General features: G+C 65.1%; 21 protein-coding genes and 1 pseudogene. 17 read left to right on the top strand and 5 right to left on the bottom strand.

Features of this window, described 5'->3' with window-relative positions; all coding sequences use genetic code 11:
* Nucleotides 1-3 precede the first annotated feature (3 nt).
* From crl to PG900_RS15110, 4 genes and pseudogenes are all read left to right on the top strand, one after another.
* Nucleotides 4-396 (top strand): sigma factor-binding protein Crl, encoded by a 393-nt coding sequence (gene crl, locus PG900_RS15125; RefSeq protein WP_011707187.1) that lies wholly within the window; start codon nucleotides 4-6, stop codon nucleotides 394-396.
* A gap of 160 nt (nucleotides 397-556) precedes the next feature.
* Nucleotides 557-1,660, top strand: coding sequence for a glutamate 5-kinase (gene proB / locus PG900_RS15120; protein ID WP_011707186.1), 1,104 nt, complete (start codon nucleotides 557-559; stop codon nucleotides 1,658-1,660).
* A gap of 80 nt (nucleotides 1,661-1,740) precedes the next feature.
* Nucleotides 1,741-3,006, top strand: a pseudogene (locus tag PG900_RS15115) (glutamate-5-semialdehyde dehydrogenase); the annotation flags it as partial.
* A 153-nt stretch (nucleotides 3,007-3,159) separates the two neighbouring features.
* Entirely contained in the window at nucleotides 3,160-3,795 is a 636-nt protein-coding gene (locus PG900_RS15110; protein WP_011707184.1) for a murein L,D-transpeptidase catalytic domain family protein, read from the top strand.
* A 68-nt stretch (nucleotides 3,796-3,863) separates the two neighbouring features.
* Here the strand turns inward: PG900_RS15110 and PG900_RS15105 are convergent, their stop codons facing one another.
* Nucleotides 3,864-4,295 carry a universal stress protein gene (locus PG900_RS15105; RefSeq protein ID WP_011707183.1) on the bottom strand — a complete coding sequence of 144 codons (432 nt, stop codon included), beginning with the start codon at nucleotides 4,293-4,295 and terminating at the stop codon, nucleotides 3,864-3,866.
* Between the two features lie 186 nt (nucleotides 4,296-4,481).
* Between PG900_RS15105 and PG900_RS15100 the strand changes: the two genes are divergently transcribed.
* On the top strand, nucleotides 4,482-5,222 hold the full coding sequence (locus tag PG900_RS15100) for a hypothetical protein (protein ID WP_077095674.1): 741 nt from the start codon (nucleotides 4,482-4,484) through the stop codon (nucleotides 5,220-5,222).
* Between the two features lie 45 nt (nucleotides 5,223-5,267).
* On the opposite strand, the gene PG900_RS15095 is transcribed toward PG900_RS15100, so the two are convergent.
* Together PG900_RS15095 and PG900_RS15090 are read right to left on the bottom strand one after the other, a co-directional pair.
* On the bottom strand, nucleotides 5,268-5,363 hold the full coding sequence (locus PG900_RS15095; RefSeq protein ID WP_270797667.1) for an RNA methyltransferase: 96 nt from the start codon (nucleotides 5,361-5,363) through the stop codon (nucleotides 5,268-5,270).
* Between the two features lie 7 nt (nucleotides 5,364-5,370).
* Nucleotides 5,371-5,877, bottom strand: a complete 507-nt coding sequence (locus PG900_RS15090; RefSeq protein ID WP_270797668.1) for an RNA methyltransferase — start codon at nucleotides 5,875-5,877, stop codon at nucleotides 5,371-5,373.
* Between the two features lie 302 nt (nucleotides 5,878-6,179).
* Between PG900_RS15090 and PG900_RS15085 the strand changes: the two genes are divergently transcribed.
* The 10 genes from PG900_RS15085 to PG900_RS15040 all read left to right on the top strand — a co-directional run bounded on the left by PG900_RS15085 (nucleotide 6,180) and on the right by PG900_RS15040 (nucleotide 19,155).
* Nucleotides 6,180-8,813: a nitrate reductase gene (locus tag PG900_RS15085; protein ID WP_270831743.1), complete on the top strand. Its 2,634-nt coding sequence runs from the start codon at nucleotides 6,180-6,182 to the stop codon at nucleotides 8,811-8,813.
* A 22-nt stretch (nucleotides 8,814-8,835) separates the two neighbouring features.
* Nucleotides 8,836-9,594 carry a uroporphyrinogen-III C-methyltransferase gene (cobA, locus tag PG900_RS15080; RefSeq protein ID WP_253627225.1) on the top strand — a complete coding sequence of 253 codons (759 nt, stop codon included), beginning with the start codon at nucleotides 8,836-8,838 and terminating at the stop codon, nucleotides 9,592-9,594.
* Nucleotides 9,595-9,733: 139 nt separating this feature from the next.
* On the top strand, nucleotides 9,734-10,318 hold the full coding sequence (locus tag PG900_RS15075; protein WP_270797675.1) for an ANTAR domain-containing response regulator: 585 nt from the start codon (nucleotides 9,734-9,736) through the stop codon (nucleotides 10,316-10,318).
* A gap of 436 nt (nucleotides 10,319-10,754) precedes the next feature.
* A complete protein-coding gene (locus PG900_RS15070; RefSeq protein WP_270797677.1) occupies nucleotides 10,755-12,113 on the top strand; it encodes a CmpA/NrtA family ABC transporter substrate-binding protein in 1,359 nt (452 codons plus the stop codon).
* Nucleotides 12,114-12,151: 38 nt separating this feature from the next.
* Nucleotides 12,152-13,072 carry an ABC transporter permease gene (locus PG900_RS15065; protein WP_270797679.1) on the top strand — a complete coding sequence of 307 codons (921 nt, stop codon included), beginning with the start codon at nucleotides 12,152-12,154 and terminating at the stop codon, nucleotides 13,070-13,072.
* Nucleotides 13,073-13,176: 104 nt separating this feature from the next.
* Nucleotides 13,177-13,998 (top strand): ABC transporter ATP-binding protein, encoded by an 822-nt coding sequence (locus PG900_RS15060; protein ID WP_270797681.1) that lies wholly within the window; start codon nucleotides 13,177-13,179, stop codon nucleotides 13,996-13,998.
* Nucleotides 13,999-14,107: 109 nt separating this feature from the next.
* Complete coding sequence (gene nirB, locus PG900_RS15055; protein ID WP_408770856.1) at nucleotides 14,108-16,609, top strand: nitrite reductase large subunit NirB; 2,502 nt, start codon at nucleotides 14,108-14,110, stop codon at nucleotides 16,607-16,609.
* Nucleotides 16,610-16,656: 47 nt separating this feature from the next.
* Nucleotides 16,657-17,016, top strand: coding sequence for a nitrite reductase small subunit NirD (gene nirD / locus PG900_RS15050; RefSeq protein ID WP_024943588.1), 360 nt, complete (start codon nucleotides 16,657-16,659; stop codon nucleotides 17,014-17,016).
* 145 nt (nucleotides 17,017-17,161) lie between these two features.
* Nucleotides 17,162-18,253: a PfkB family carbohydrate kinase gene (locus PG900_RS15045; protein WP_045528402.1), complete on the top strand. Its 1,092-nt coding sequence runs from the start codon at nucleotides 17,162-17,164 to the stop codon at nucleotides 18,251-18,253.
* Nucleotides 18,247-19,155, top strand: coding sequence for a pseudouridine-5'-phosphate glycosidase (locus PG900_RS15040; protein ID WP_101149942.1), 909 nt, complete (start codon nucleotides 18,247-18,249; stop codon nucleotides 19,153-19,155). Before PG900_RS15045 ends, PG900_RS15040 begins: the two co-directional genes overlap by 7 nt.
* 73 nt (nucleotides 19,156-19,228) lie before the next feature.
* Here the strand turns inward: PG900_RS15040 and PG900_RS15035 are convergent, their stop codons facing one another.
* The gene (locus PG900_RS15035) at nucleotides 19,229-19,954 is read right to left on the bottom strand and encodes a carbonic anhydrase (RefSeq protein WP_270797688.1); all 726 of its coding nucleotides are present in this window, start codon (nucleotides 19,952-19,954) and stop codon (nucleotides 19,229-19,231) included.
* Between the two features lie 449 nt (nucleotides 19,955-20,403).
* On the opposite strand from PG900_RS15035, the gene PG900_RS15030 reads away from it, so the two are divergent.
* A complete protein-coding gene (locus PG900_RS15030; RefSeq protein WP_029299222.1) occupies nucleotides 20,404-21,381 on the top strand; it encodes a cytochrome-c peroxidase in 978 nt (325 codons plus the stop codon).
* 242 nt (nucleotides 21,382-21,623) lie between these two features.
* The gene (locus tag PG900_RS15025; RefSeq protein WP_011707167.1) at nucleotides 21,624-22,379 is read left to right on the top strand and encodes a DNA/RNA non-specific endonuclease; all 756 of its coding nucleotides are present in this window, start codon (nucleotides 21,624-21,626) and stop codon (nucleotides 22,377-22,379) included.
* Nucleotides 22,380-22,424: 45 nt separating this feature from the next.
* Here PG900_RS15025 and PG900_RS15020 read toward each other — a convergent pair whose 3' ends face one another.
* Nucleotides 22,425-22,640, bottom strand: a complete 216-nt coding sequence (locus PG900_RS15020; protein WP_016351797.1) for a hypothetical protein — start codon at nucleotides 22,638-22,640, stop codon at nucleotides 22,425-22,427.
* Nucleotides 22,641-22,661: the final 21 nt, after the last annotated feature.

Genomic DNA, 22,661 nt, shown 5'->3' with positions numbered 1-22,661 from the left:
AACATGTCAGAAAGAGTGACCTACAAGCGACTGCTGAGGCAGTTTGCCGCGATTGGCCCCTATTTACGTGAGGACCTGTGTGAAGAGGGGCGTTACCGTTTCGACTGCCTTTCCGTCTGTGTCAGCGCCAAGCCGGCGCCGGACAAACGGGAATTCTGGGGCTGGTGGCTGGTGCTGGAGCAGCAGGATCACAGCTTCAGCTATCACTATCAGGTCGGCTTCTACAACGCCGAAGGGGAGTGGCTCAACAAGCCGCTGCCCAAGAAGCATCAGGCTGAAGTCGAACGTACCCTCAACCACTTCTACAAGCTCATCAGTGACAAGCTGCACCAGCTTGGTTGCCAGCTCGCTCCCGCCGAGCAGGTCACCAACGAGCTGACCGTCACCGCCGCCTGATGACCCGCCGCCCCGCCAGCCACCCATCGGCTGGCGGGGCGTTTCTTTGCCGCTTGCTCCGCTTTGCCTGTGCCCGCCGCTGCCCTGGTGTTAATTGCCTTGCAGGGCAACAGGGCCGTGGGTATAAAGGGATTCCTTATATTTCAGCCTTTTTGCTCCCATGGAAAACAGAACCATAGTCGTCAAACTGGGCACCAGCGTGCTCACCGGGGGATCTTCCCAGCTCAATCGTGCCCACATGGTCGAGCTGGTCAGACAGTGTGCAGCCTTGCACCGTCACGGCCACAGGGTCGTGGTGGTCACCTCGGGGGCCATTGCGGCCGGCCGTGAGCATCTGGGCCACCCTCCATTGGCGCCAACCCTGCCCAACAAGCAGATGCTGGCGGCCGTCGGCCAGACCCAGCTGATCCGGGTATGGCAGGATCTGTTCAACCTCTATGGGCTGCACATCGGTCAGATGTTGCTGACCCGCGCCGATCTGGAGGACAGGGAGCGTTACCTCAATGCCCGCGACACCCTGCGCACCCTGCTCGATCACCGCATCATCCCGGTCATCAACGAGAACGACGCGGTGGCGACAGCCGAAATCAAGGTAGGCGACAACGACAACCTCTCCGCCCGTGCCGCCATTTTGGCCGATGCGGATCTGCTGATCCTGCTGACCGACCAGAAGGGGCTGTTTACCGCCGATCCTCGTACCAACCCGGATGCCCAGCTCATTGAAGAGGTGCAGACCATCGACGACACCCTGCGCAAGCTGGCGGGTGACAGCGTCAGCGGGCTCGGTACCGGCGGCATGGCCACCAAGCTGCAGGCCGCCGACGTGGCGCGCCGCGCCGGCGTCAACGTGGTGATCGCCACCGGCCAGATGCCGGAAGTGGTCGGCCGTCTCGCCAAGGGCGAGCGCATCGGCACTCTGTTCCCGGCGCTGGCGTCGCCGCTGGAAGGGCGCAAGAGCTGGATCCTGGCAGGGCCTCCTCCCCACGGCGAAGTGCAGGTGGATCAGGGCGCCGTGGCCGCCATGCAGGAGAAGGGCTCCAGCCTGCTGCCCAAGGGCATAGTGGCGGTGAAGGGCGATTTCGTGCGTGGCGACGTGGTGCGTATTCTCGACCCCAAGGGGGCCGAGCTGGCGCGCGGCATCTGCCGTTACAATCACCTGGAGCTGGACAAGCTGCGCGGCGTCCATTCGGACAACATCGAACAGGTGCTGGGTTACGGCTATGGCGCCGTGGCCATTCACCGCGACGACATGGTGCTGCTGTGAGTCGCCAGCTGCTGCCACGCAAGGGCCGCGGCACATCAAGATAAGGGGGACGCCGCCATCGGGCGGCCCCGCAAGAACCAAAGGGAAGAGAGATGAGTCTGGAGAAAATGGGGCAGGCGGCCCGTGAAGCCGCCTATCAGCTGGCCACCGTCAGCACGGCGCAGAAGAACCGGGCGCTGGCCGCCATCGCCGACGAGCTGGAGGCACGCAGCCACCAGATCCTGGCCGCCAACGAGAAAGACATCGCCGCCGGCCGTGCGGCGGGCTTGTCAGACGCCATGCTGGATCGGCTGCTGCTCAACCCGGCCCGGCTGGCCGGTATCGTGGCGGATGTGCGCAAGGTGATCTCTCTGGACGATCCGGTCGGGGCCGAAATTGACAGCCGGGTGCTGGAGAACGGCCTGCGCCTCTCCCGCCGCCGGGTGCCCATCGGCGTCATCGGCGTCATCTACGAGGCGCGTCCCAATGTCACCATCGATATCGCCAGCCTCTGCCTCAAGACCGGCAACGCCAGCATACTGCGTGGCGGCCGCGAAACCTTCCACTCCAATCTGGAACTGGTGCGGGTGATCCAGAGTGCGCTGGCGGCCTCCGGCCTGCCGCGCGATGCGGTGCAATACATCGACAACCCGGATCGGGCGCTGGTGGGCGAGCTGCTGCGCCTCGACCGCTACGTGGACATGATCATCCCCCGCGGCGGCGCCGGGCTGCACAAGATGTGCAAGGAGAACAGCTCGATTCCGGTGATCATCGGCGGTTTCGGCATCAGCCACATCTTCGTGGACGAGAGCGCCGATCTGGCGCGCTCCCTGGCGGTCATCGACAACGCCAAGGTGCAGCGCCCCTCCGCCTGCAATGCCCTCGACAGCTTGCTGGTGCATGAGAAGGTCGCCGCAACCCTGCTGCCGCAGCTGGTGGGTCTGATGAACGAGCGCAAGGTGGCCCTGGTCGCTACCCCCGAGGCCCTGCCGCTGCTGGCGGGCGCCGACAGCCTGCGTGCCGCCGGCCCGGAAGACTTCGATACCGAGTGGCTCTCGCTGACCCTGGGGGTCAAGCTGGTGGCGGATGTGAACGAGGCGCTGGCCCATATGCGCGAGCACAACGCCGGCCACTCCGATGCCATCCTCACCAACGATCTGGCCAATGCCGAGCGTTTCGTCAACGGGGCCGGTTCGGCGGCGGTCTATGTCAACGCCTCCACCCGCTTCACCGACGGCGGCCAGTTCGGGCTGGGGGCCGAGGTGGCGGTCTCGACCCAGATGCTGCATGCCCGCGGTCCCATGGGGCTGACCGAACTCACCAGCTACAAGTGGGTGGGATTGGCGGACTATTTGAGTCGCGCCTGACGCCTTTTGGGTCCTGTGTGAAAATGCCGACTAAGGTCGGCATTTTTTTGCTTTTTTCTTGCCTGCTATCAGGGGCTTGCATATAACTATCCAGCGAGGTGTGGCGATATTTTGAGCGCTGCGCTAGCCACAAAAACGGGAGCAGATTCAAGGATGAAGCAAACAGATTGGATGAAGCGCTGGGGTGCGCTCTGGCTGGGGTTGCCGCTGCTGCTGGGGGCGCTCTGCTTCAGCAGCAACAGCCACGCCAGCTGGGATCAGGATCTCTACCGCCAGTTGGGGCTGGCCGGCAAGCTCGACAAACAGGTATTTCGCAAGGCCATCAACAGTTACCAGAGCGTGCGCCACAAGCGCAAACCCATTCTCACCATCATCGACTACAGCAAACCCTCGACCATGCGCCGGCTGTTCGTCATCGACGTGAAGCGCCACAAGCTGCTCTACCACACCTGGGTCAGCCATGGCCGCAACTCGGGCGAGCTGGCCGCCAACCAGTTTTCCAACCAGTTCAACTCCATGAAGAGCTCGCTCGGGGTCTATCGCACCGCCGAGACCTATCAGGGCAAGCACGGCTATTCGCTGCGCCTCGACGGCTTGAGTCCAGGCCAGAACAGCAATGCCCGCAAGCGGGCCATCGTGGTGCACGGCGCCGACTATGCCAGCCCGCGCCATCTGCGCAAATATGACAAGCTGGGCCGCAGCTGGGGCTGCCCCGCACTGCCCAAGGAGCAGTCCAGGGCCATCATCGACATCATCAAGGGGGGCAGCGTCATCTACGCCCACGGCTGAGACCAGCCCGCGAGCCCAAGTAAAAAGGCCAGCGATGCTGGCCTTTTGCAGTGAGTCTGGCGTTGCGGCTACTTGCGCACCACCAGCACGGGGCAGGGGGCATGGCGCACCACGGACTCGGCCACGCTGCCTACCAGCAGATGGCTGATGCCGGAGCGACCGTGGCTGCCCATCACCACCAGATCGGCTTTCTCTTCCTTGGCCTGCACGACGATCTCGTCGGCGGCGCGACCGAAGCGCACCTCGAAGGTGGCAGGAATCGGCAGACTGGCGATCAGCTCCTTCATCTGGCTCTTGGCCTGACGCTCCATCTCGTGGGTGATCTCGATGGCGGTCATGTGCAGGATCTTGTAGCTGTCGAAGCCGTGCAGTTGATCCACCACGTGGACCAGTTTGAGTTCGGCCTTGTGGCTCTGGGCCATGAATACGGCATAGTCGAGCACGGCCTGTGACATCTGGGAAAAATCGACCGGACAGAGCAGGGTTTTAATGGATGGCATATGAAGGCTCCCCTATGTTGGGTTACTAATGAATCTTATTGTCAATAATACCGATTCAGCGGGCAATAACCCTCGACTCGCTCGCAAAACCGGGAAAAAGAGGTGCGTTGCCGGCAGATCTTCATATCATGGGGAATGGCTTGGGCGCGGCTGTAAATGGCATCGCCTGCGGAGAAACGGTAAGACATGATTCGTTTGTTGCTTTCATTGACGTTGTTGATTTGCTGGCCGGGTCGGGCCGATCCCCTTTATGTCTATTGCGATGACTGGCCGGGTTTCTGCCAGCCGGATGGCAGGGGCGTCTATCTGGACATAGTGCGGGCCATCTATCAGCCCAATGGCTACCAAGTCATGCCGCGCATCGTGCCCTACAAGCGGGCCCTGGCGGTGATCGCCCAGAAAGGGGGCGACATGGCGATGGGGGTCTATCGGGATGAGGTGAGTGGCGTGCTGCAACCCCGCCATCCCGCTTCGGCCGATGATCTGACGGTGCTGATGCTCAAGAAGTGGCGGCCCCAGTGGCAAGGGGAGCACAGTCTGAGCGGGCAGGGGGTGGTGTGGTTGCGGGGCTGGGCCTTTGACAAGTACATACCTGTCTCCATGCGCTGGCACGAGATCGACAGCCACGACATGGCGCTGCAGCTGCTGGCCAAGGAGCGCTATCGCTACTACCTGACCGCCGGGGTGCTCTACTCGGCGGATTCCATTCCCGCCAACATGCAGCGCATCTTCCTGCGCTGGGTCCCGACCTATCCCATCTTTGCCGATACCGAGAAGGGGCGCAGCCTGCAACAGCTCTGGGATCAAGGCATGGTCAATCTGGTGCGACATGGCACCCTGGCCGAGATCTACCGGCGCTACCAGCTCTACGACTATTACCGCGATTTCATCAAACAGCAGGAGCAGAGGCTAGCCCCTGGCAACTAAAGCGCCCTGCGCCGGGGGCTGGTTACCTGTTCAGGCGCTTTTTTGTCAGCGTCTCAGCTGCTTGGCCAGCCGGTCGTAGAGGATCACGTTGACCGAAGCGGCGAGATTCATACAGCCCTTGGGTGTGGTTACGTAGAGCATCTGCTGCTTACTTGACACGCAGTTGCTTGGCCAGTCGGTCGTAGAGGATCACGTTGACCGAGGCTGCCAGATTCATGCAACCGTGCGTCGGGACGTAGATCACCTCCTGCACCGCCTTGAAGCGGGCGGGATCCAGGGTACCGTCCTCCGGGCCGAAGATGTAGAAGGCGCGCGCCGGGTGCACATAGTCCGGCAGCGAGGTGGCCCCCTCGATCAGATCCACCAGCACCGGCGTGCAGCCGGCCGGCACCATCTCCATCAGATCGTCGACCCCGAGCAGGGGGATCTTTTCCACCATCTGCTTGGTATCGGTGGCGAAGCGGCGCGCCAGCTCGAAGCGGTTGCCGGTGTAGTAGACCTCGTCCGCCCCGTAGCAGCCGGCGGCCCGCATCACGGCCCCCACGTTCTCCGGTGACTTGGGGTTGACCAGCCCGATGCAGCAATAGCCTGCGTCGCCGTGCGGTGCTGACTCATCCCCCTGTGGTGGCAGGCATTCGTGATCTGACTCTCTCATCTCGCTCTCCTCTGTGGCGGCCGCATTATACTCCCGCGCCGCTCCTTGCCCAGCCTGGGTATGCACTCCCGCCTGACGGGCCCAACAAGGGGGCGCTTGCACCGTCCCGGCGCAGCCGCTCGCTGCCGATCACCGTCCAGGCGCACCTTGCATCCTGGCGCGGGGTTTGCAGTCATCTTTGGACAGAGTGAATGCGGCTTATCCGGACAAAGGCGTCCGTCCCCTGCGGGGGCGGGCGCTTTTTTATGGGCCATGGCAGCGGCGATCCAGGGATGGGGAGCCGGACGACGAGGAGCAAGGGAATGAACACCACCTGTGCCTATTGTGGAGTGGGCTGCGGCATCCGGCTGAGCCGGGAGGGGGATGACTGGCAGTTGCAGGGGGATGAGCAGCATCCGGCCAACGCGGGTGCTCTGTGCGTCAAGGGGGCCAGCCTGCTGGAGAGTCTGGATTTCCCCGATCGCCTGCTCTATCCGCGCTGGCTGGGGCAGCGCATCGACTGGGAGCAGGCCCTGGATACCCTGGCGGAGCGTTTCGCCGCCATTCTGGCCGAATCCGGGCCACAGGCCATCGGCATCTACCTGTCGGGCCAGCTCACCACCGAGGATTACTACGTCGCCAACAAGCTGATGAAGGGGTATCTCGGCAGCGCCAACGTGGACACCAACTCCCGGCTCTGCATGTCGTCGGCGGTGGCGGCCCATCAGCGCGCCTTCGGCGAGGATCTGGTGCCGGCCTGCTACGAGGATCTGGAGCTGGCTGATCTGGTGGTGATCACCGGTGCCAACACCGCCTGGACCCACCCCGTGCTGTTTCGCCGCCTGCAGCAGGCGCGGGCACGGCGCCCCGAGCTCAAGCTGGTGGTGCTGGATCCGCGCCGCACCATGACGGCGGAGCAGGGGGACCTGCACCTGGCCCTCAGGCCCGGCAGCGACGTGGCGTTGTGGAACGGTCTGTGCCGCTACCTGCTCGATCACGACGGCTGGGACAAGGAGTACGTGGCGCGCCATGTGAGCGGCTTCGAGGCGCTGGCAGCGGTGCTGGACGATCCGGCCTGGCAGCTGGAGGCGGTGGCCCAGCGCTGCGACCTGGCGCCAGGGGATCTGCTCGGCTTCTACCGGCTGTTTGCCCGCACCCCCAAAACGGTCAGTCTGTTCTGCCAGGGGATCAACCAGTCCAACCAGGGGGTGGACAAGGCCAACGCCATCATCAACGCCCATCTGCTGTGCGGGCGCATCGGTAAGCCGGGGGCGGCCCCCTTCTCCATGACGGGGCAACCCAACGCCATGGGCGGGCGCGAGGTGGGGGGGCTCGCGACCCAGCTGGCGGCCCATATGGGCTTTGGCGAGGCCGAGCGCGATCGGGTGCAGCGTTTCTGGCAGAGCCCGACCATGGTGGGCGGTCCCGGCCACAAGGCGGTCGAGCTGTTCGAGGCGGTGCACCGGGGGGAGATCCGCGCACTCTGGGTACTCGGCACCAACCCGGCGGTCTCCCTGCCCGACGGCAACCGGGTGCGCGAGACGCTGGCTCGCTGCGAGCTGTTGGTGGTCTCCGAGGTGACCGCCAACACTGACACGGCGCGCCTCGCTCACCTGCTGCTGCCCGCCGCCTGGGGCGAGAAGAGCGGCACCGTCACCAACTCGGAGCGCACCATCAGCCGCCAGCGCGCCTTCCTGCCCCTGCCGGGGGAGGCCAGGCCCGATTGGTGGGCGCTGACCCGGCTGGCCCGCCGGCTTGGCTTCGGCGAGGGTTTTGCCTATGAGCACGAGCACGACATCTTCTGTGAGCACGCCGCCCTGTCGGGCTTCGAGAATCAGGGGCAACGCCAGTTCGATATCTCCGGTCTGGCGCATCTCAGCCGCACCGAGTTCGAGGCGCTGGTGCCCCTGAGCTGGCCCGTCAATGCCCGCTGGCCCCAGGGCCGGGCCCGGCTGTTCGAGGACGGGCGCTTCGCCACCCCGGATGGCCGCGCCCGTCTGCTGCCCCTGGCCCAGTTCTTTCCCCCCGAGCCTGTCGCCGCGCCAGACGCGGTACGGCCGCCGGCGGGGCTCTCCTTGCTGCTCAATAGTGGTCGGCTGCGGGATCAGTGGCACACCATGACCCGCACCGGCCACGTACCGCGCCTGCAGGAGGCCGAGCCCTGGCCCAGGGTGCGGCTCGGCGCCGCCAGCCTGCTGGCGCTGGGGCTCAAGGAGGGGGGGCTGGTGCGCCTTCACAACGAGCTCGGGGAGGCGCGGCTGTTGGTGGGGCTGGACGAGGGGCTCAGGGAGGGGGAGGCCTTCCTGCCCATGCACTGGACCGACAGCCAGTGCAGTCTGGGGGCGGTCAATCGCCTCATTGCCGCCGTGGTGGATCCCCTTTCCGGCCAGCCCATGTTCAAGCAGGGCCGGGTGCGGGCCGAGCCGCAGCCGACTCGCTGGCAGGGGCTCTGGCTAGGTCGACGAGACTGGGGCGAGCCGCTGGACTGGTGGGCCAGGCGCCCGTTGCCGGAGGGCAACTGCACCCTGCTGGCCTCCTGGTCAGAGGCGCCCGACGCCTTGTGGCAGCGGCTGGCAACCCAGGGGCGCTGGCTGCGACTGCCGCTGGCGTCGGGCTGGCTCGCCGTGGCGCTGGCCGGGGATCGCATCGATGGCCTGCTGCTGGTGGGGGAGCGGCGCCCGGACATCAAGGTCGAGCTGCTGGCGAGTCTGCTCGGCACGCCCTTGCAGGCGGGGGCCCTGAGCCAGACCCTGAACGCGGCCCTGCTGGGGGAGAGCCGGCTGATCTGCTCCTGCCTGCGGGTGTCGGAGCAGCGCATCGTCGACGCCATCGTGCGGCAGGGGGTGAGCGAGCTGGCGGGGCTGCAGGCCCTGCTCGGCTGCGGCAGCAACTGTGGCACCTGCCTGCCAGAGATCGACAAGCTGTTGATCAAGCATGTTTTTATCGCCACCGCTTAAGATGGGATACAAGGAGTCTGTGATGAGCCAAATCAGTCTGGTAGGGGCCGGTCCAGGCCCGCTCGAATTGTTGACCCTGCGCGCACTGCAACGGATCGAGGCGGCGGAGGTGGTGGTCTATGACCGCCTGGTGGGGGAGGAGATCCTGGCCCGCATTCCCCAGGGGGCGGCCCGCTTCGATGTGGGCAAGCGCTGCGGCGAGCCGAGCCCGAGTCAGGCGCAGATCAACGCCCTGCTGCTGGCGCTGGCTCGCACCGGCAAGCGGGTGGTGCGGCTCAAGGGGGGCGATCCCCTGGTGTTCGGCCGTGGTGGTGAGGAGGCACTGCACCTGGCCCGCCACGGCATCGCCGCCGAGCTGGTGCCCGGCATCACGGCGGCGCTCGGCTGCGCCGCCAGCAGCCTGATCCCGCTGACCCACAGGGGGCTGGCCCGCTCCCTGACCCTGGTCACCGGCCACCTGATGGACGAGGGCGACTATCAGGGCTGGCAGGGGCTGACCCGGGCCGGCCACACTCTGGTGTTCTACATGGGGCTGGAGCGGGCGGCCGAGATCCGGCAGGGGCTGCTGGCGGCCGGTGCCTCACCGGATCTGCCGGTGGCGCTGGTGGTGGCCGGTTGCAGCGCCCGCCAGCAGGTCCATGAGACCCGGCTGGACGGGCTGGCGCAGGTAGCTGGTGCCCTGCTCGGCCAGAGCCCGGTGCTGATGATCATGGGGGAGGTGGTGCGCCTTCGCGCCGAGCTGCAGGGTCTGCTGGGACAGGCGCTGGATCGGGTGGCCTGAGCCGCCGTTCTCCCTCTACCTCTACTACCTCCAGAGGAATAAAAAGGGGGTAGATTCAAACAGTTGGCGCTCATGTTGCCTCTGTGGTGACAGACCACAGTGGTGGCAGACCAATCGAATGCCGTTGGCAAGGAGCGCCATGACCATTCTCACTTCAGGGGGCCCCGCTGGCCCCGTTTCCCGCCTGCTGATCCACGCCGACGAGCCGGGTCAGGCCAACCGGCTGGCCCTCTTGGTCAGCCAGTATGGCCATCAGCCCAGGATCCTCGACGCTCGCCAGCTGCTGAGCCCGGATGGGCAGGGAGACGCCCTGCTCGTCAGCAGTCGCCGTTTCGACGCCGAGACGCGGCTCGGTCTCTCTCTCTGGCCCGGAGTGCCGCGCCTGCTGTTTTGCGAGCGGATCGGCACCGAGCCCCAGATAGCCCTGTTGCAGCAGGGGGTGCTGCTGGTGCCGCATCCGTGCGGGGAGAAAGAGCCGGTGGAGCAGTGGTTGCGCCTCGCCCGCAGCCAGCTGGCCATGGTGCAGGCGCTGGCGCAGACCGAGAGCGAGCTGCGCCGGCAACTGGTAGAGCGGCGGCTCATCGAGCAGGCCAAGGGGCGGCTGATGCGCCATCAGGGGCTGGACGAGGAGCAGGCCTACCGGCTGATGCGCAGCACCGCCATGAGCCGCCACCTGAGCCTGGGGGAGCTGGCACGGCAACTGCTGCAGGCATTGCCCGCCTGAGAACCGGGTCCACGCTCCTACTGTGAGGCCGTGATCAAGGCTCATGTGCTGCTCGGAATCCTCATTTATGTCTATAAACTCCGGTTCCTGCGCTGCTCTTTACCTTGCTGACGACCTCTCGTGACAGATCCCGAACCGGTTCTGAAGGGACTGGCAAACCGTTTTGGTGCAACTGCGCCTCATTGAGGCGCAGAAACGGGCAGGGGAGGCACTCCGGGCCGCCCAGGGCCTGCCAGCGGCGGCTCGGCCAGATTGGCACGGAAAGTGAATTAACGAACAGACAGAACAAGACGCAGTGGTGAGGCCGCAAGGCTTCACCGGCAACAGGGCAAAGAAGCCTCACCGATCCCGGATCGGTGGGGCTTTTTTTTGGTCGTCATCCTGCAACGAGGCAGGCGGGCGAGAGCCCGGAACAGGAACCGAGCGAGGGAATGGCATGAACAGACGACAAGGATGTGCGGGGATGCTGCTGGCGGTGCTGTCACTGCCGGCGCTGGCCGTGGTGGGGGCGCCCGAGCAGGAGGAGATCAAGCTCGGCTTCATCAAGCTGACCGACATGGCGCCGCTGGCGGTGGCCTATGAGCGCGGTTATTTCGAGGACGAAGGGCTCTACGTCACCCTGGAGGCCCAGGCGAACTGGAAGGTGCTGCTGGATCGGGTGATCGACGGCGAGCTGGACGGCGCCCAGATGCTGGCGGGCCAGCCCCTGGCGGCCCACATCGGCATCGGTACCCAGGCCGAGCTGGTGACGGCGTTTGCCATGGATCTCAACGGCAACGCCATCACGGTGGCCAAGCCGGTGTGGGCCGCCATGGCGGCCCAACTGCCCAAGCCGGTGGCGGGCAAGGTGCCGGCGCCGGTGAGCGCCGCCGCCCTCAAGCCGGTAGTGGAGCAATACCGGCAGGCGGGCAAGCCGTTCAACATGGGGATGGTGTTCCCCGTCTCCCCCCACAACTACGAGCTCAGGTACTGGCTGGCGGCCGGCGGTCTGAATCCCGGTTTCTACGCACCCAAGCTCGGTGACAACTCGGGCCAGCGCCAGGCGGACGTGCTGCTGTCAGTCACCCCGCCGCCACAGATGCCCGCCACCCTGGAGGCGGGCACCATCGCCGGCTACAGCGTGGGGGAGCCCTGGAACCAGCAGGCGCTCGCCAAGGGGATCGGGGTGCCGGTCATCACCGATCAGGAGATCTGGCGCAACAACCCGGAGAAGGTGTTTGGCGTCACCCGGCAGTGGGCCGAGCGCCACCCCAACGCCCACGTCCGGCTGGTGAAGGCGCTGCTGCGGGCGGCCTGGTGGCTGGATGCCGAGCAAAACGGCAACCGGCGCGAGGCGGCCAGACTCTTGGCAAAGCCCGAGTACGTGGGGGCCGACGAGGCGGTGATCGCCAGCTCCATGACCGGTACCTTCGAGTACGGCAAGGGTGACGTGCGCCAGTTGCCGGACTTCAACGTCTTCTTTCGCCATCACGCTACCTACCCCTACTACTCGGACGCCATCTGGTATCTGACCCAGATGCGGCGCTGGGGCCAGATCCCCGAGGCCAAGCCGGACGCCTGGTTCGAGCAGGTGGCCAGGGCGGTGTATCAACCCGAGGTCTATCGCCAGGCTGCCGAGGCGCTGATCGCCGAGGGCAAGCTCAAGACGCAGGACTTCCCTGACTTTGCCAGCGAGCAGGGCTATCGCGGCCCTCAGGATGGCTTCATCGACGGCCTCATCTACGACGGCCGCCACCCCAACGCCTATCTGCAGCAGTTCGCCATCGGCCTCAAGGGCGATGAGCGGGTGCAATGAGCGAGGATCGCGCAATGAAACGACATCAGTGGAAAATCATGGATTGGAAAAACCTGGTGCAGCCCCTGCTGGGCGTGCTGCTGTTCCTCGGCCTCTGGCAGTGGGGGGCGAGCCAGGTGCAGACCAGCCTGGGCACTTTGCCGGGGCCGCTCGCCACCGCCAGCCAGCTCTGGTCGCTGGGTCAGGATCACCTGGCCGAGCGGGAGAAGGCGAGCGCCTTCCTCGAGCGCCAGCGGGTGCGCAACGCCGAGCGGCTGGCCGCGGACCCGGCAGCAGAGGTGAAGCTGCGCCCCTACACAGGACGCCCCACCTTCTTCGATCAGATAGCGACCAGCCTGCTCACCGTGCTGTGCGGCTTTGGCCTCGCGACCCTGATCGCCATCCCGTGCGGGGTGCTGCTTGGCATGAATCAGGGGCTCTATCGCGCCGCCAACCCGGTGATCCAGCTGCTCAAGCCGGTGTCGCCGCTGGCCTGGCTGCCGCTTATCACGCTGGTGGTGAGCGCGCTCTACGCCAACCCCACTCCCTGGCTTGCCAAGTCCTTCCTCACCTCGGCGCTGACGGTGACCCTCTGCTCCCTCTGGCCGACCCTGATCAACACCGCAGTCGGGGTAGCGGGGCTGGACCGGGATCTGCACAACGTCAGCCGGGTGCTGCGGCTCTCCTTTGTGACCCACGTGCGGCGCATCGTGCTGCCCGGCGCCCTGCCCATGATCTTCACCGGCCTGCGGCTCTCCCTGGGGGTGGCCTGGATGGTGCTGATCGCGGCGGAGATGCTGGCCCAGAACCCGGGGCTCGGCAAGTTCGTGTGGGACGAGTTCCAGAGCGGCGGCTCGGCCTCGCTGGCCCGCATCATGGTGGCGGTGATCACCGTAGGCCTCATCGGTTGCGCCCTGGACAGGGGCATGCTGGCCCTGCAGCAGTGGCTCTCCTGGGACAAACGCCAGGTATTGCGCTAGGGCCGCCGGCAGGCAACCAGGCCCTGCAGCAGTGGCTTTGCTTCAGGACAAGCGCCAGGTGCTGCGTTAACAACCAATTCCATATTCAGGCGGGAGAAGAGCCAATGAAGAGTTATCTGCAGTTAAGCGACGTCGGCATCTCGTTCGAGACGGAGCAGGGGCGCTTCGAGGCCCTCAGCCGGGTCAACCTGCGCATCGAACGGGGGGAGTTCGTCTCCCTCATCGGTCACTCCGGCTGCGGCAAGAGTACCGTGCTCAATCTGGTGGCCGGGCTGCTGGAGCCTACCACGGGGGGCATCATCCTCGACGGGCGCGAGGTGGCGGGGCCGGGCCCGGAGCGGGCCATGGTGTTCCAGAACCATGCCCTGCTGCCCTGGCTCAGCGTCCAGCAGAACGTGGCGCTGGCGGTGGGGCAGGTGGAGCCGAACCGGCGGGCGGCTTCGGAGCGGGTGGACTATTACCTCTCCCTGGTGCAGATGGAGCACGCCAGCCAGAAGATGCCTCACGAGCTGTCGGGAGGGATGAAGCAGCGGGTCGGCATCGCCCGTGCCCTGTCGCTCTCCCCCAAGGTGCTGCTGATGGACGAGCCGTTCGGCGCCCTCGATGCCCTGACCCGGGCCCACCTGCAGGACGCGCTGATGGCCATTCAGGCCGAGCTCGGTAACACCGTCATCATGATCACTCACGACGTGGACGAGGCGGTGCTGCTCTCCGATCGCATCGTCATGATGACCAATGGCCCCAGTGCCACCGTCGGCGAGATCCTGACCGTGGACCTGCCGAGGCCCAGGGACAGGGTCGCCCTGGTGGATGATGGTCACTATCACAAGCTGCGCCAGCAGGTGCTGCGCTTTCTCTACGAGAAGCAGCGCAAGGTGACCCCCCTCAAGGTGGCCGAGCCAGTTCGCAGTCAGCGCCGGGCCTGAGCCCATCTATTCAAGGAAGAGAGATATGGACAACAAGCAGAGAGTACAGGTGGTGGGCAACGGCGTGGATGATGAGATGGACCATCACTGCGTCGAGTCGTCTGAGAGGATGGAGAAACAGCGGCTGCTGGTGGTAGGCAACGGCATGGTGGGTCATCACTTTGTCGAGCAGCTGGTGGCGGCCGGTGGCCTCGAGCGCTTCGAGGTGACAGTGTTCGGTGCCGAGCCGGATCCCGCCTACGACAGGGTGCACCTCTCCGAGGTGTTCGGCGGCAAGGCCCCCGAGGCGCTGCGCATGGCGGATCCCGCCTGGTACGAGGCGCAGGGCATAGCGTTGCGGCTGGGGGCCGAGGTGGAGGTGCTGGACAGAGACACCCGCACCCTGACCCTGGCCTGTGGCGAGCAGTTCGGTTACGACCGGCTGGTGCTGGCAACCGGCTCGGTCCCCTTCGTGCCCCCCATTCCCGGCCATCGGCGGGAAGGCTGCTTCGTCTACCGTACCCTGGGAGATCTCGCCGCCATTCGCGATGCCTGCGCCGGCGCGCGCAGCGGCGTGGTCATCGGCGGTGGCCTGCTGGGGTTGGAGGCGGCCAACGCACTGCGGCTGCTCGGGCTCAGCACTCATGTGGTGGAGTTCGCCCCCAGGCTGATGCCGGTGCAGCTCGACGAGAGCGGCGGCGCCGTGCTGCGGGACAAGATCCGGGCGCTCGGGGTCGAGGTGCTGGTGGAGAAGGCCACCGAGTGCATCGAGGATGGGGAGCAGGCCCGCCACCGGCTGAGGTTCAAGGATGGCTCTCACCTGGAGACCGACGTGCTGCTGTTCTCGGCTGGCATCCGACCCGCCGACGGTCTGGCCCGGCAATCCGGGCTGGCGGTCGGGGAGCGCGGCGGTATCTGCATCGACGACGGCTGCCACAGCTCGGATCCCGCCATCCTCGCCATCGGCGAATGCGCGCTCTGGCAGGGCCGCATCTTCGGGCTGGTGGCCCCCGGCTACCAGATGGCCCGGGCCGCCGTGGCCAGCTTGTGCGGCGGCGAGAGCCGCTTCGCGGGGGCGGACATGTCCACCAAGCTCAAGCTGATGGGGGTGGACGTGGGCTCCATCGGCGACGCCCACGCCAGCACCGCCGGCGCCCAGGAGCTGCTGTTGCTGGACAGGGTCAACGGTATCTACAAGAAGCTGGTGACCGACGGCGCGGGGAGCCGGCTGCTCGGCGCCATCCTGGTGGGGGACGGCACCGATTATGAGCGGCTGCTGCAGTACTACCAGAACGGGGTAGCGCTGCCCCAGCCGCCGCTCTCCCTGCTGGTGGGGGAGGCGGGCGACGCGGCGGCGCCCCTGGTGCTGCCGGACAGCGCGATCCTCTGCTCCTGTCACAACGTCAGCAAGGGGGACGTGGTGGCCGCCGTCAGAGCGGGCAATCACGAGCTGGCGGCGGTGAAGAGTTGCACGAAGGCGGGCACCGGCTGCGGCGGCTGCGGCAACCTGCTCAAGCAGGTGGTGGAGCAGACCCTGGAGGATCTCGGGGTCGAGGCGGACAAGGGATTGTGCGAGCACTTCGCCCACAGTCGCCAGGAGCTCTATCACCTGGCCAGGGTCGGCGAGCTGAAGAGCTTCGAGGCGCTGCGCGACAAGCACGGCAAGGGGCTGGGCTGCGACGTCTGCCGGCCGACGGTCGCCTCCATCCTGGCATCGCTCTGGAACGAGCACGTGCTTGAGCAGCCCCACCGCGCCCTGCAAGACAGCAACGACGCCTTCCTTGCCAACCTGCAAAAGGACGGCACCTACTCGGTGGTGCCGCGCATCCCGGGCGGGGAGATCACCCCGGACGGCCTCATCACCATAGGCGAGGTGGCGCGCAAGTACGGCCTCTACACCAAGATCACCGGCGGCCAGCGCATCGACCTGTTCGGCGCCCGGGTCGATCAGTTGCCCGCCATCTGGGGCGAGCTGGTGGCGGCGGGGTTCGAGACCGGCCAGGCCTACGGCAAGTCGGTGCGCACCGTGAAGTCCTGCGTGGGCTCGACCTGGTGCCGCTACGGGGTGCAGGACTCCATGACCCTGACCCAGACTCTGGAGCACCGCTACAAGGGGCTGCGGGCCCCCCACAAGCTGAAGTTTGCGGTCTCCGGCTGCACCCGGGAGTGCGCCGAGGCCCAGAGCAAGGACATCGGCGTCATCGCCACCGAGCGCGGCTGGAACCTCTATGTGTGCGGCAACGGCGGCATGCGGCCGCGCCACGCCGACCTCTTTGCCACCGATCTCGACGAGGTGACCCTGATCCGCTACATCGACCGGTTGCTGATGTTCTACGTGCGCACCGGGGATCGGCTGCAGCGCACCTCGGTCTGGATGGAGGGCATGGAGGGGGGGCTCGACTACCTCAAGTCGGTGATCATCGAGGACCGGCTCGGCATCGGCGCCGAGCTGGAAGCCATGATGGAGGGCATCGTCGGCAGCTGGCAGTGCGAGTGGAAGAGCACATTGGCGGATCCGGACAAGCTCAAACTGTTCGAGGCCTTCGTCAACCGGCCCGAGGACCAGATGCCGCCACGGCGAGAGGAGCGGGGTCAGTGGGTGCCGGATATCGCTGTCAAGGCGGTGGTATGAACGGGAGCTGTGAGTTGGGCAGCAGCCATAAAGAGCAGGAGGTTGAGATGAACAGACTCAAGGACGATATGTTGCCATCGGAGCATGGCGAATGGCTGCGGGCATGCGAGCTGGCCGCTTTGCCGGAGCAGGCGGGGCGCAGCGCCTGGCTGGGGGGCAGGGCGTTGGCGCTGTTCCGGCTCGGTGAGCGGGTCTATGCGCTGGACGCGGTGGATCCCCTGACCGGGGTGGCGGTGTTGGGCCGCGGCCTGGTGGGGGATTGCGACGGTGAGCCGGTAGTGGCCTCGCCGCTCTACAAGCAGCGTTACGCCCTGGCAGATGGCCGCTGCCTGGACGACCCGGCATTGCGGGTCGCCTGTTGGCCGGTGATGCACAGTGCCGGCGAGGTCTGGGTGTTGTTGGGGTGAGGGGCACCATCTGAAAACCGTTTTCCTGTCACCGGGTTTTGCCCGGTGATTTTTTGTGCGCAAGCCGACAATTTTTGCACGAGGCGATGGCGGGTAAACGTTTTTCGGAAATAATGGACAAACGTTTGTAACTGGATGTTTGTCTATGACGGAACGTGAGCAAGAGATCCTCGCCCTGCTGCGCCAGGACCCCATGATTGCCCAGCAGGAGCTGGCAGACAGGCTCGGCATCAGCCGTTCGGCGCTGGCGAGCCATATCTCCAGCCTGATGCGCCAGGGCTATGTGCAGGGGCGCGGTTATGTGCTGCGGGAAGGGCCCTACGCCGTGGTGATCGGCGGCGCCAACATGGATATCTGCGGCTGCAGCCACGACAACCTGCGCATCGGTGACTCCAACCCCGGCAAGGTACGTACCTCGGCCGGCGGGGTGGGGCGCAACATCGCCGAGAACCTGGCGCGGCTTGGCACCGACACCCGGCTGCTGAGCGCGGTGGGCAATGATCAATACGGCCATCACCTGCTGGACGTGACCCAGCGTGCCGGCGTCGACGTACGCCAGGTGCTGATGCTGGATGGCCAGGCGACCTCCTGTTACCTCAGCCTGCACGATGGCAGTGGCGAGATGAGCTGCGCCGTCAACGACATGGCGATCATCGAGCAGCTCACCCCGGCCAGGCTCACCCCCTTGAGCGGTTTTCTTGGCGCGGCCCGGCTCTGGGTGCTCGACACCAACCTCGCCACCCACACCCTCGACTGGCTGTTCGAGCGCCAGGGGGAGCACATCATCTTCGTCGACACTGTCTCGGTGGCCAAGGTGGAGAAGATCCGCCCCTGGCTGCACCGCATCCACACCCTCAAACCCAACCGCAGCGAGGCGGAGCAGCTGTGCGGCTTTACCATCGCCGGCCCCGATACCTGGCCCATGGTGGCGGCCTGGTTCCACCGCGCCGGGGTGCAGCGGCTGTTCCTGAGCCTCGGCGATCAGGGAATTTTCTATAGCGACGGGGAGTGCCAGGGCCATCTGCCCGTGCTTGGCAGCCCGGTCGTCAACGTGACCGGTGGCGGTGATGCCTTCATGGCAGGGCTGGCCCACGCCTGGTTGCAGGAGCAGGGCATCATGGAGACAACCCGGTTCGCCCTCGGTTGCGCCGCCCTCACCGTCAATTGTTCCGATACCGTCTTTTCTGGCCTATCCAAGGCCGCCGTTGAACGCATGCTGGAGGAGTACCCATGTTGAACGCTTACCTCGATATCCAACCTGAAGTCGCCGCCGCGCTGGCCGCCGGCAAGCCGGTGGTGGCCCTGGAGTCCACCATCATCTCCCACGGCATGCCCTATCCGCAGAACGTGGAGACGGCGCGCCAGGTCGAGCAGGTGGTGCGCGACAACGGCGCCGTGCCGGCCACCATCGCCATCATCGATGGCCGCCTCAAAGTGGGTCTGGATGAGGGGGCGCTGGAGGCGCTGGGCCGGGCCGGTCATGCCGCCACCAAGTGCAGCCGCCGCGACATTCCCTTCGTGCTGGCCAACAAGGGGCTGGGGGCGACCACGGTGGCCTCCACCATGATCATCGCCGCCATGGCCGGGATCCGGGTGTTCGCCACTGGCGGCATCGGCGGCGTGCACCGCGGTGCCCAGGAGACCTTCGACATCTCGGCTGACCTGCAGGAATTTGCCCAGACCCCGGTGGCCGTGGTCTGCGCCGGTGCCAAGTCGATCCTCGACATCGGTCTGACCCTGGAGTACCTGGAGACCCAGGGTGTGCCGGTGATCGGCTACCAGACCGAGGAGCTGCCCGCCTTCTACACCCGCGAGAGCGGCTTCAAGGTGGATTACCGCCTCGAGAGCCCGGCGGCGATCGCCGAGGCGCTGCGCCTCAAGTGGGAGCTGGGGCTGGCGGGGGGGGCCGTAGTGGCCAACCCGATCCCGACCCAGTTTGCCATGCCTAAGGCCGACATCGACGCCGCCATTGCCCAGGCACTGCGAGAGGCGGACGAGCAGGGAGTGAAGGGCAAGGAGTCCACCCCCTTCCTGCTGGCCCGGGTGTGCGAGCTGACCGGCGGCAACTCGCTGGCGGCCAACATTCAGCTGGTACTGAACAACGCCGCGCTGGGGGCGCGCATCGCCGCCAGCCTCTGATCCGCTGTCGCAACAAAAAAGAGGGCCCGCGGGCCCTCTTTTTTCATCTCGGCTCTGTGAGTTGCCGGGGGCGTTATTGCAGTACCTGCCGACCGTGCAGCGGCTGCACGGGGCGGTTGTTGGGGTGGTGCATCACCGCCTTGAAGGCATCGATCTGGGCCTGGCTCACCTGCACCGGCTGTTTCATCACCAGCCAGCGCACCCCTTCCGAGCAGGGCGGGGTGGTCAGCGAGCCGCTGAAGCGGTAGTAGTCGCGTTTGATGGGCAGCAGTTGTTCGGCCGAGATCGGTTCCTTGAAGGTGTGACTCTCTCCCGCCTTGGCTGGCAGCACCTGCCAGGCCTGGCTCAGGGCTGCATTGGCCTGGCCCGGCTCGAACATCACCGCCACCACCGCCAGCTCACCCTTGGCGTTGGCGTGCACCAGGTGCCCCTCCAGCGGATAGGAGTGGCCCTTGATGAGGTTTTCGCTGGGGGCGTGGAAGTGGAACTGCTTGAGCTCAAAATGCATGCCGTCGAGCTCAAGGCTGCTGCCCAGGGCATAGTCGACCTGCACCGTGTGGCCGTTGTTGGTGACGCTGCGGCCCCCCGCCAGGTAGTGAAACTGCAGCGGGGCCAGCTTGGCCTCGACCAGACCGTCGAGGTTGACCGGCGACTGGTTGCTGCCTGCACACTGGCCAAATTCCGGGGTCAGTCTGGCCCACTGCGCCGGGCCGGCCTCACCGCTGTATTCCCAATGCGGGGTGGCGGCGAAGGCGGTGGGGCAGAGCAACAGGGCGGCGGCCAACAGGGACTTTCTCATCATGCATCCTTATCTTGATTGAAAAGCACGGCGATCCGTTTCCTGCATTGACGAGGAAATAACGGAAGGCATCATCTGAATTGCGGAATACAGAAGGTCAGACGGTATTTTTATTATTGGCTGGGTGATCGCCGACGATATTTATGATGCATTTAATATGAATCTAAATAATGGACGGTCACGCCTGCATATTGAATAATCGCTTTATTCAATGACAGCAATCTAATTAATTGGCTGTTATCGCAGATGAATTTGCTCATAATTCATTCATCGAAATTCAGCTCTTTTTTGCCGCGCAAGTCCCCGCCATCAGTCCGTCTGCAATATATTAATTAATTGTTTTTAATATGGTTTTTGTTGGTCTCATTTGATCTTGAACAAATAACGCACAGACTTTCCCGGGCAGGCTGAGGCTGCTGTTATGCACAGCCACAAGGGAGAGAGAAAAAATGAATAAATATTGTCTGTTGCTGGCGTTGGGCCTGCCAGGGATGGGGTGGGCGAACGAGCCGATCCAGCCGGTGGAAGCGGCCAAGGTGAGCGCACCGGAAAAAGTCGAGCTGGGCAAGATGCTGTTCTTCGAGCCGCGGCTCTCGAAATCCAACGCCATCTCCTGCAACTCCTGCCACAACCTGGCGACCGGCGGGGTAGACAACCAGGTTAGTTCCCTCGGCCACAAGTGGAAGGAGGGGCCGATCAACTCGCCCACCGTGCTCAACTCCAGCCTCAACTTCGTGCAGTTCTGGGATGGTCGCGCCAAGGATCTGCAGGCGCAGGCGGCGGGCCCCATCGAGAATCCGCTGGAGATGGCCTTCACCCACAAGCTGGCGGTAGAGACCCTGCACACCCTGCCCGAGTACCGGGCCCGGTTCAGCGCCGTGTACGGCAAGGCGGACTTCGGCATCGACGAGGTGACCGATGCCATCGCCGCCTTCGAGGAGACCCTGGTAACCCCCAATGCGCCGTTCGATCGCTGGCTGAAGGGGGATGCCAAGGCGCTGACCGCGCAGCAGCTGAAGGGCTATCAGCTGTTCAAGGAGAAGGGCTGCACCGCCTGCCACAACGGGGTGGCCATCGGCGGCAACTCCTACCAGAAGATGGGGCTGGTCAAGCCGTTCAAGACCGACAACCCGGCCCAGGGACGCGGCGGGGTGACCGGCGAGAAGCAGTTCATCGGCTGGTTCAAGGTGCCGACCCTGCGCAACATCGAGCTGACCTACCCCTACTTCCACGACGGCTCGGTGTGGGATCTGAAGGAGGCGGTGCAGATCATGGCTGACATCCAGCTCGGCCAGACCCTGAGCGAGCAGGAAGCGGACGACATGACCGCCTACCTCAAGAGCCTGACCGGCGAGCAGCCGCAGATAGTGTTGCCTATTCTGCCGCCCTCCCAACCCGATACCCCCAGGCCTCAGGTCAAGAGCTGAGCGGGAGTGATGATTGCAGCGGAGCCACCGGCTCCGCTTTTTTGTTCCTATCTATCTGATAAGCCTCTCGAAGTTACTGCACTACACAATGACAAAGGGATGACAATCCCCCAGCTGGCGGCGGCGATTTTACCGATTTGCAGCCCTCTTCACATTTCCGACACGCTCACAATTTGTTCGATTGCCTTACTCATCCGACCTGGTGTCAAATCACTCCGCCTAATACAAGGAGTGGCATAATAATGAATAATATCAATAAATTAGTTCTGGCTATCGGATTCACTCTCACCACCTTCCCGAGCCTGGCGGCGGGTTTCCAATGCAAGGATCACGTCAAGCTCGGGGTGCCCAGCCAATCCAGTCAACTGCTGTGCCGGGACGGCTATGCCGCCGGTTACAACTACGACACCAAGGTCTCTGACTGGGTCTCTTACCGGATGACGGCCGCCAGCGCCCAGGGCCAGGTGCCGCGCAAGGATGCCTTTGCCGAGGACAAGGAGGTGCCGGTGCAGTTCCGCGCCACCCTGGCCGACTACAAGGGCTCCGGTTATGACCGCGGCCATCAGGCGCCGGCGGCGGACATGCGCTCCACCGCCACCACCATGAAGCAGAGCTTCCTGCTGACCAACATGACCCCGCAGCTGCCGGCGCTCAACCAGGGAGCCTGGCGCATCCTGGAGGAGAAGACCCGGCAGTGGGCCATCGCCTATCAGGATGTCTATGTGATCACCGGCCCCATTTTCACCAACTCCGATGCCTCCATCGGCAACGGCGTGACCGTGCCCCACGCCTATTACCGGGTGGTGATGGATGTGGCCAACAAGGAGGCGATCGCCTTCATCCTGCCGCAGCAGAACGTGTCGGCCAGCAAGCTGGCAGACTACATAGTGACGGTGGATGCGGTGGAGGAGCAGACCGGGCTGGACTTCTTCGCCGAGCTGCCGGATGAGCAGGAAGAGGCCATGGAGTCTCAGCTGATGGCCATGTGGGGCAACTGAGCCTGGTCATGAGCACCATGAAAACAGGGGCCGCGGCCCCTGTTTTCATTTGCTCAGTTCATCCCCGACCTTCTTGACGGTATCCCGGGTGCCGTGGCCGATCTCCCGGGTCACGTCGCGGGTGGTGTGGCCAATCTCGCGGGTCACGTTGCGAGTGGTGTGCCCCACGGTTCTGCCCGCCTCCTTGATGTCGGCGCAGCCGCCGAGCAGGCTGCCCAGAACCAGGCCGAGGGCCATCAGGGTCATGCAGTCACGCCTCATGCCGTGCTCCTTCTCGTTTCA

The sequence above is a fragment of the Aeromonas sp. QDB03 genome, assembly GCF_027707985.1.
GTDB lineage: Bacteria > Pseudomonadota > Gammaproteobacteria > Enterobacterales > Aeromonadaceae > Aeromonas > Aeromonas hydrophila.
Note: the sequence above shows the minus strand (reverse complement) of the source record. Positions and strands in the feature narration are given on the sequence as shown.

What these genes read in the sequence shown, in the direction of transcription:
- PG900_RS15035 (WP_270797688.1), bottom strand. Translation starts at nt 19,954, where the DNA reads ATGAGAAAGTCCCTGTTGGCCGCCGCCCTGTTGCTCTGCCCCACCGCC.
- nirD (WP_024943588.1), top strand. Translation starts at nt 16,657, where the DNA reads ATGAACAGACTCAAGGACGATATGTTGCCATCGGAGCATGGCGAATGG.
- PG900_RS15100 (WP_077095674.1), top strand. Translation starts at nt 4,482, where the DNA reads ATGATTCGTTTGTTGCTTTCATTGACGTTGTTGATTTGCTGGCCGGGT.
- PG900_RS15085 (WP_270831743.1), top strand. Translation starts at nt 6,180, where the DNA reads ATGAACACCACCTGTGCCTATTGTGGAGTGGGCTGCGGCATCCGGCTG.
- PG900_RS15070 (WP_270797677.1), top strand. Translation starts at nt 10,755, where the DNA reads ATGAACAGACGACAAGGATGTGCGGGGATGCTGCTGGCGGTGCTGTCA.
- PG900_RS15030 (WP_029299222.1), top strand. Translation starts at nt 20,404, where the DNA reads ATGAATAAATATTGTCTGTTGCTGGCGTTGGGCCTGCCAGGGATGGGG.
- PG900_RS15065 (WP_270797679.1), top strand. Translation starts at nt 12,152, where the DNA reads ATGGATTGGAAAAACCTGGTGCAGCCCCTGCTGGGCGTGCTGCTGTTC.
- cobA (WP_253627225.1), top strand. Translation starts at nt 8,836, where the DNA reads ATGAGCCAAATCAGTCTGGTAGGGGCCGGTCCAGGCCCGCTCGAATTG.
- nirB (WP_408770856.1), top strand. Translation starts at nt 14,108, where the DNA reads ATGGAGAAACAGCGGCTGCTGGTGGTAGGCAACGGCATGGTGGGTCAT.
- PG900_RS15060 (WP_270797681.1), top strand. Translation starts at nt 13,177, where the DNA reads ATGAAGAGTTATCTGCAGTTAAGCGACGTCGGCATCTCGTTCGAGACG.
- PG900_RS15075 (WP_270797675.1), top strand. Translation starts at nt 9,734, where the DNA reads ATGACCATTCTCACTTCAGGGGGCCCCGCTGGCCCCGTTTCCCGCCTG.
- PG900_RS15090 (WP_270797668.1), bottom strand. Translation starts at nt 5,877, where the DNA reads ATGAGAGAGTCAGATCACGAATGCCTGCCACCACAGGGGGATGAGTCA.
- proB (WP_011707186.1), top strand. Translation starts at nt 557, where the DNA reads ATGGAAAACAGAACCATAGTCGTCAAACTGGGCACCAGCGTGCTCACC.
- PG900_RS15040 (WP_101149942.1), top strand. Translation starts at nt 18,247, where the DNA reads ATGTTGAACGCTTACCTCGATATCCAACCTGAAGTCGCCGCCGCGCTG.
- PG900_RS15095 (WP_270797667.1), bottom strand. Translation starts at nt 5,363, where the DNA reads ATGCTCTACGTAACCACACCCAAGGGCTGTATGAATCTCGCCGCTTCG.
- PG900_RS15110 (WP_011707184.1), top strand. Translation starts at nt 3,160, where the DNA reads ATGAAGCAAACAGATTGGATGAAGCGCTGGGGTGCGCTCTGGCTGGGG.
- PG900_RS15025 (WP_011707167.1), top strand. Translation starts at nt 21,624, where the DNA reads ATGAATAATATCAATAAATTAGTTCTGGCTATCGGATTCACTCTCACC.
- PG900_RS15105 (WP_011707183.1), bottom strand. Translation starts at nt 4,295, where the DNA reads ATGCCATCCATTAAAACCCTGCTCTGTCCGGTCGATTTTTCCCAGATG.
- crl (WP_011707187.1), top strand. Translation starts at nt 4, where the DNA reads ATGTCAGAAAGAGTGACCTACAAGCGACTGCTGAGGCAGTTTGCCGCG.
- PG900_RS15045 (WP_045528402.1), top strand. Translation starts at nt 17,162, where the DNA reads ATGACGGAACGTGAGCAAGAGATCCTCGCCCTGCTGCGCCAGGACCCC.
- PG900_RS15020 (WP_016351797.1), bottom strand. Translation starts at nt 22,640, where the DNA reads ATGAGGCGTGACTGCATGACCCTGATGGCCCTCGGCCTGGTTCTGGGC.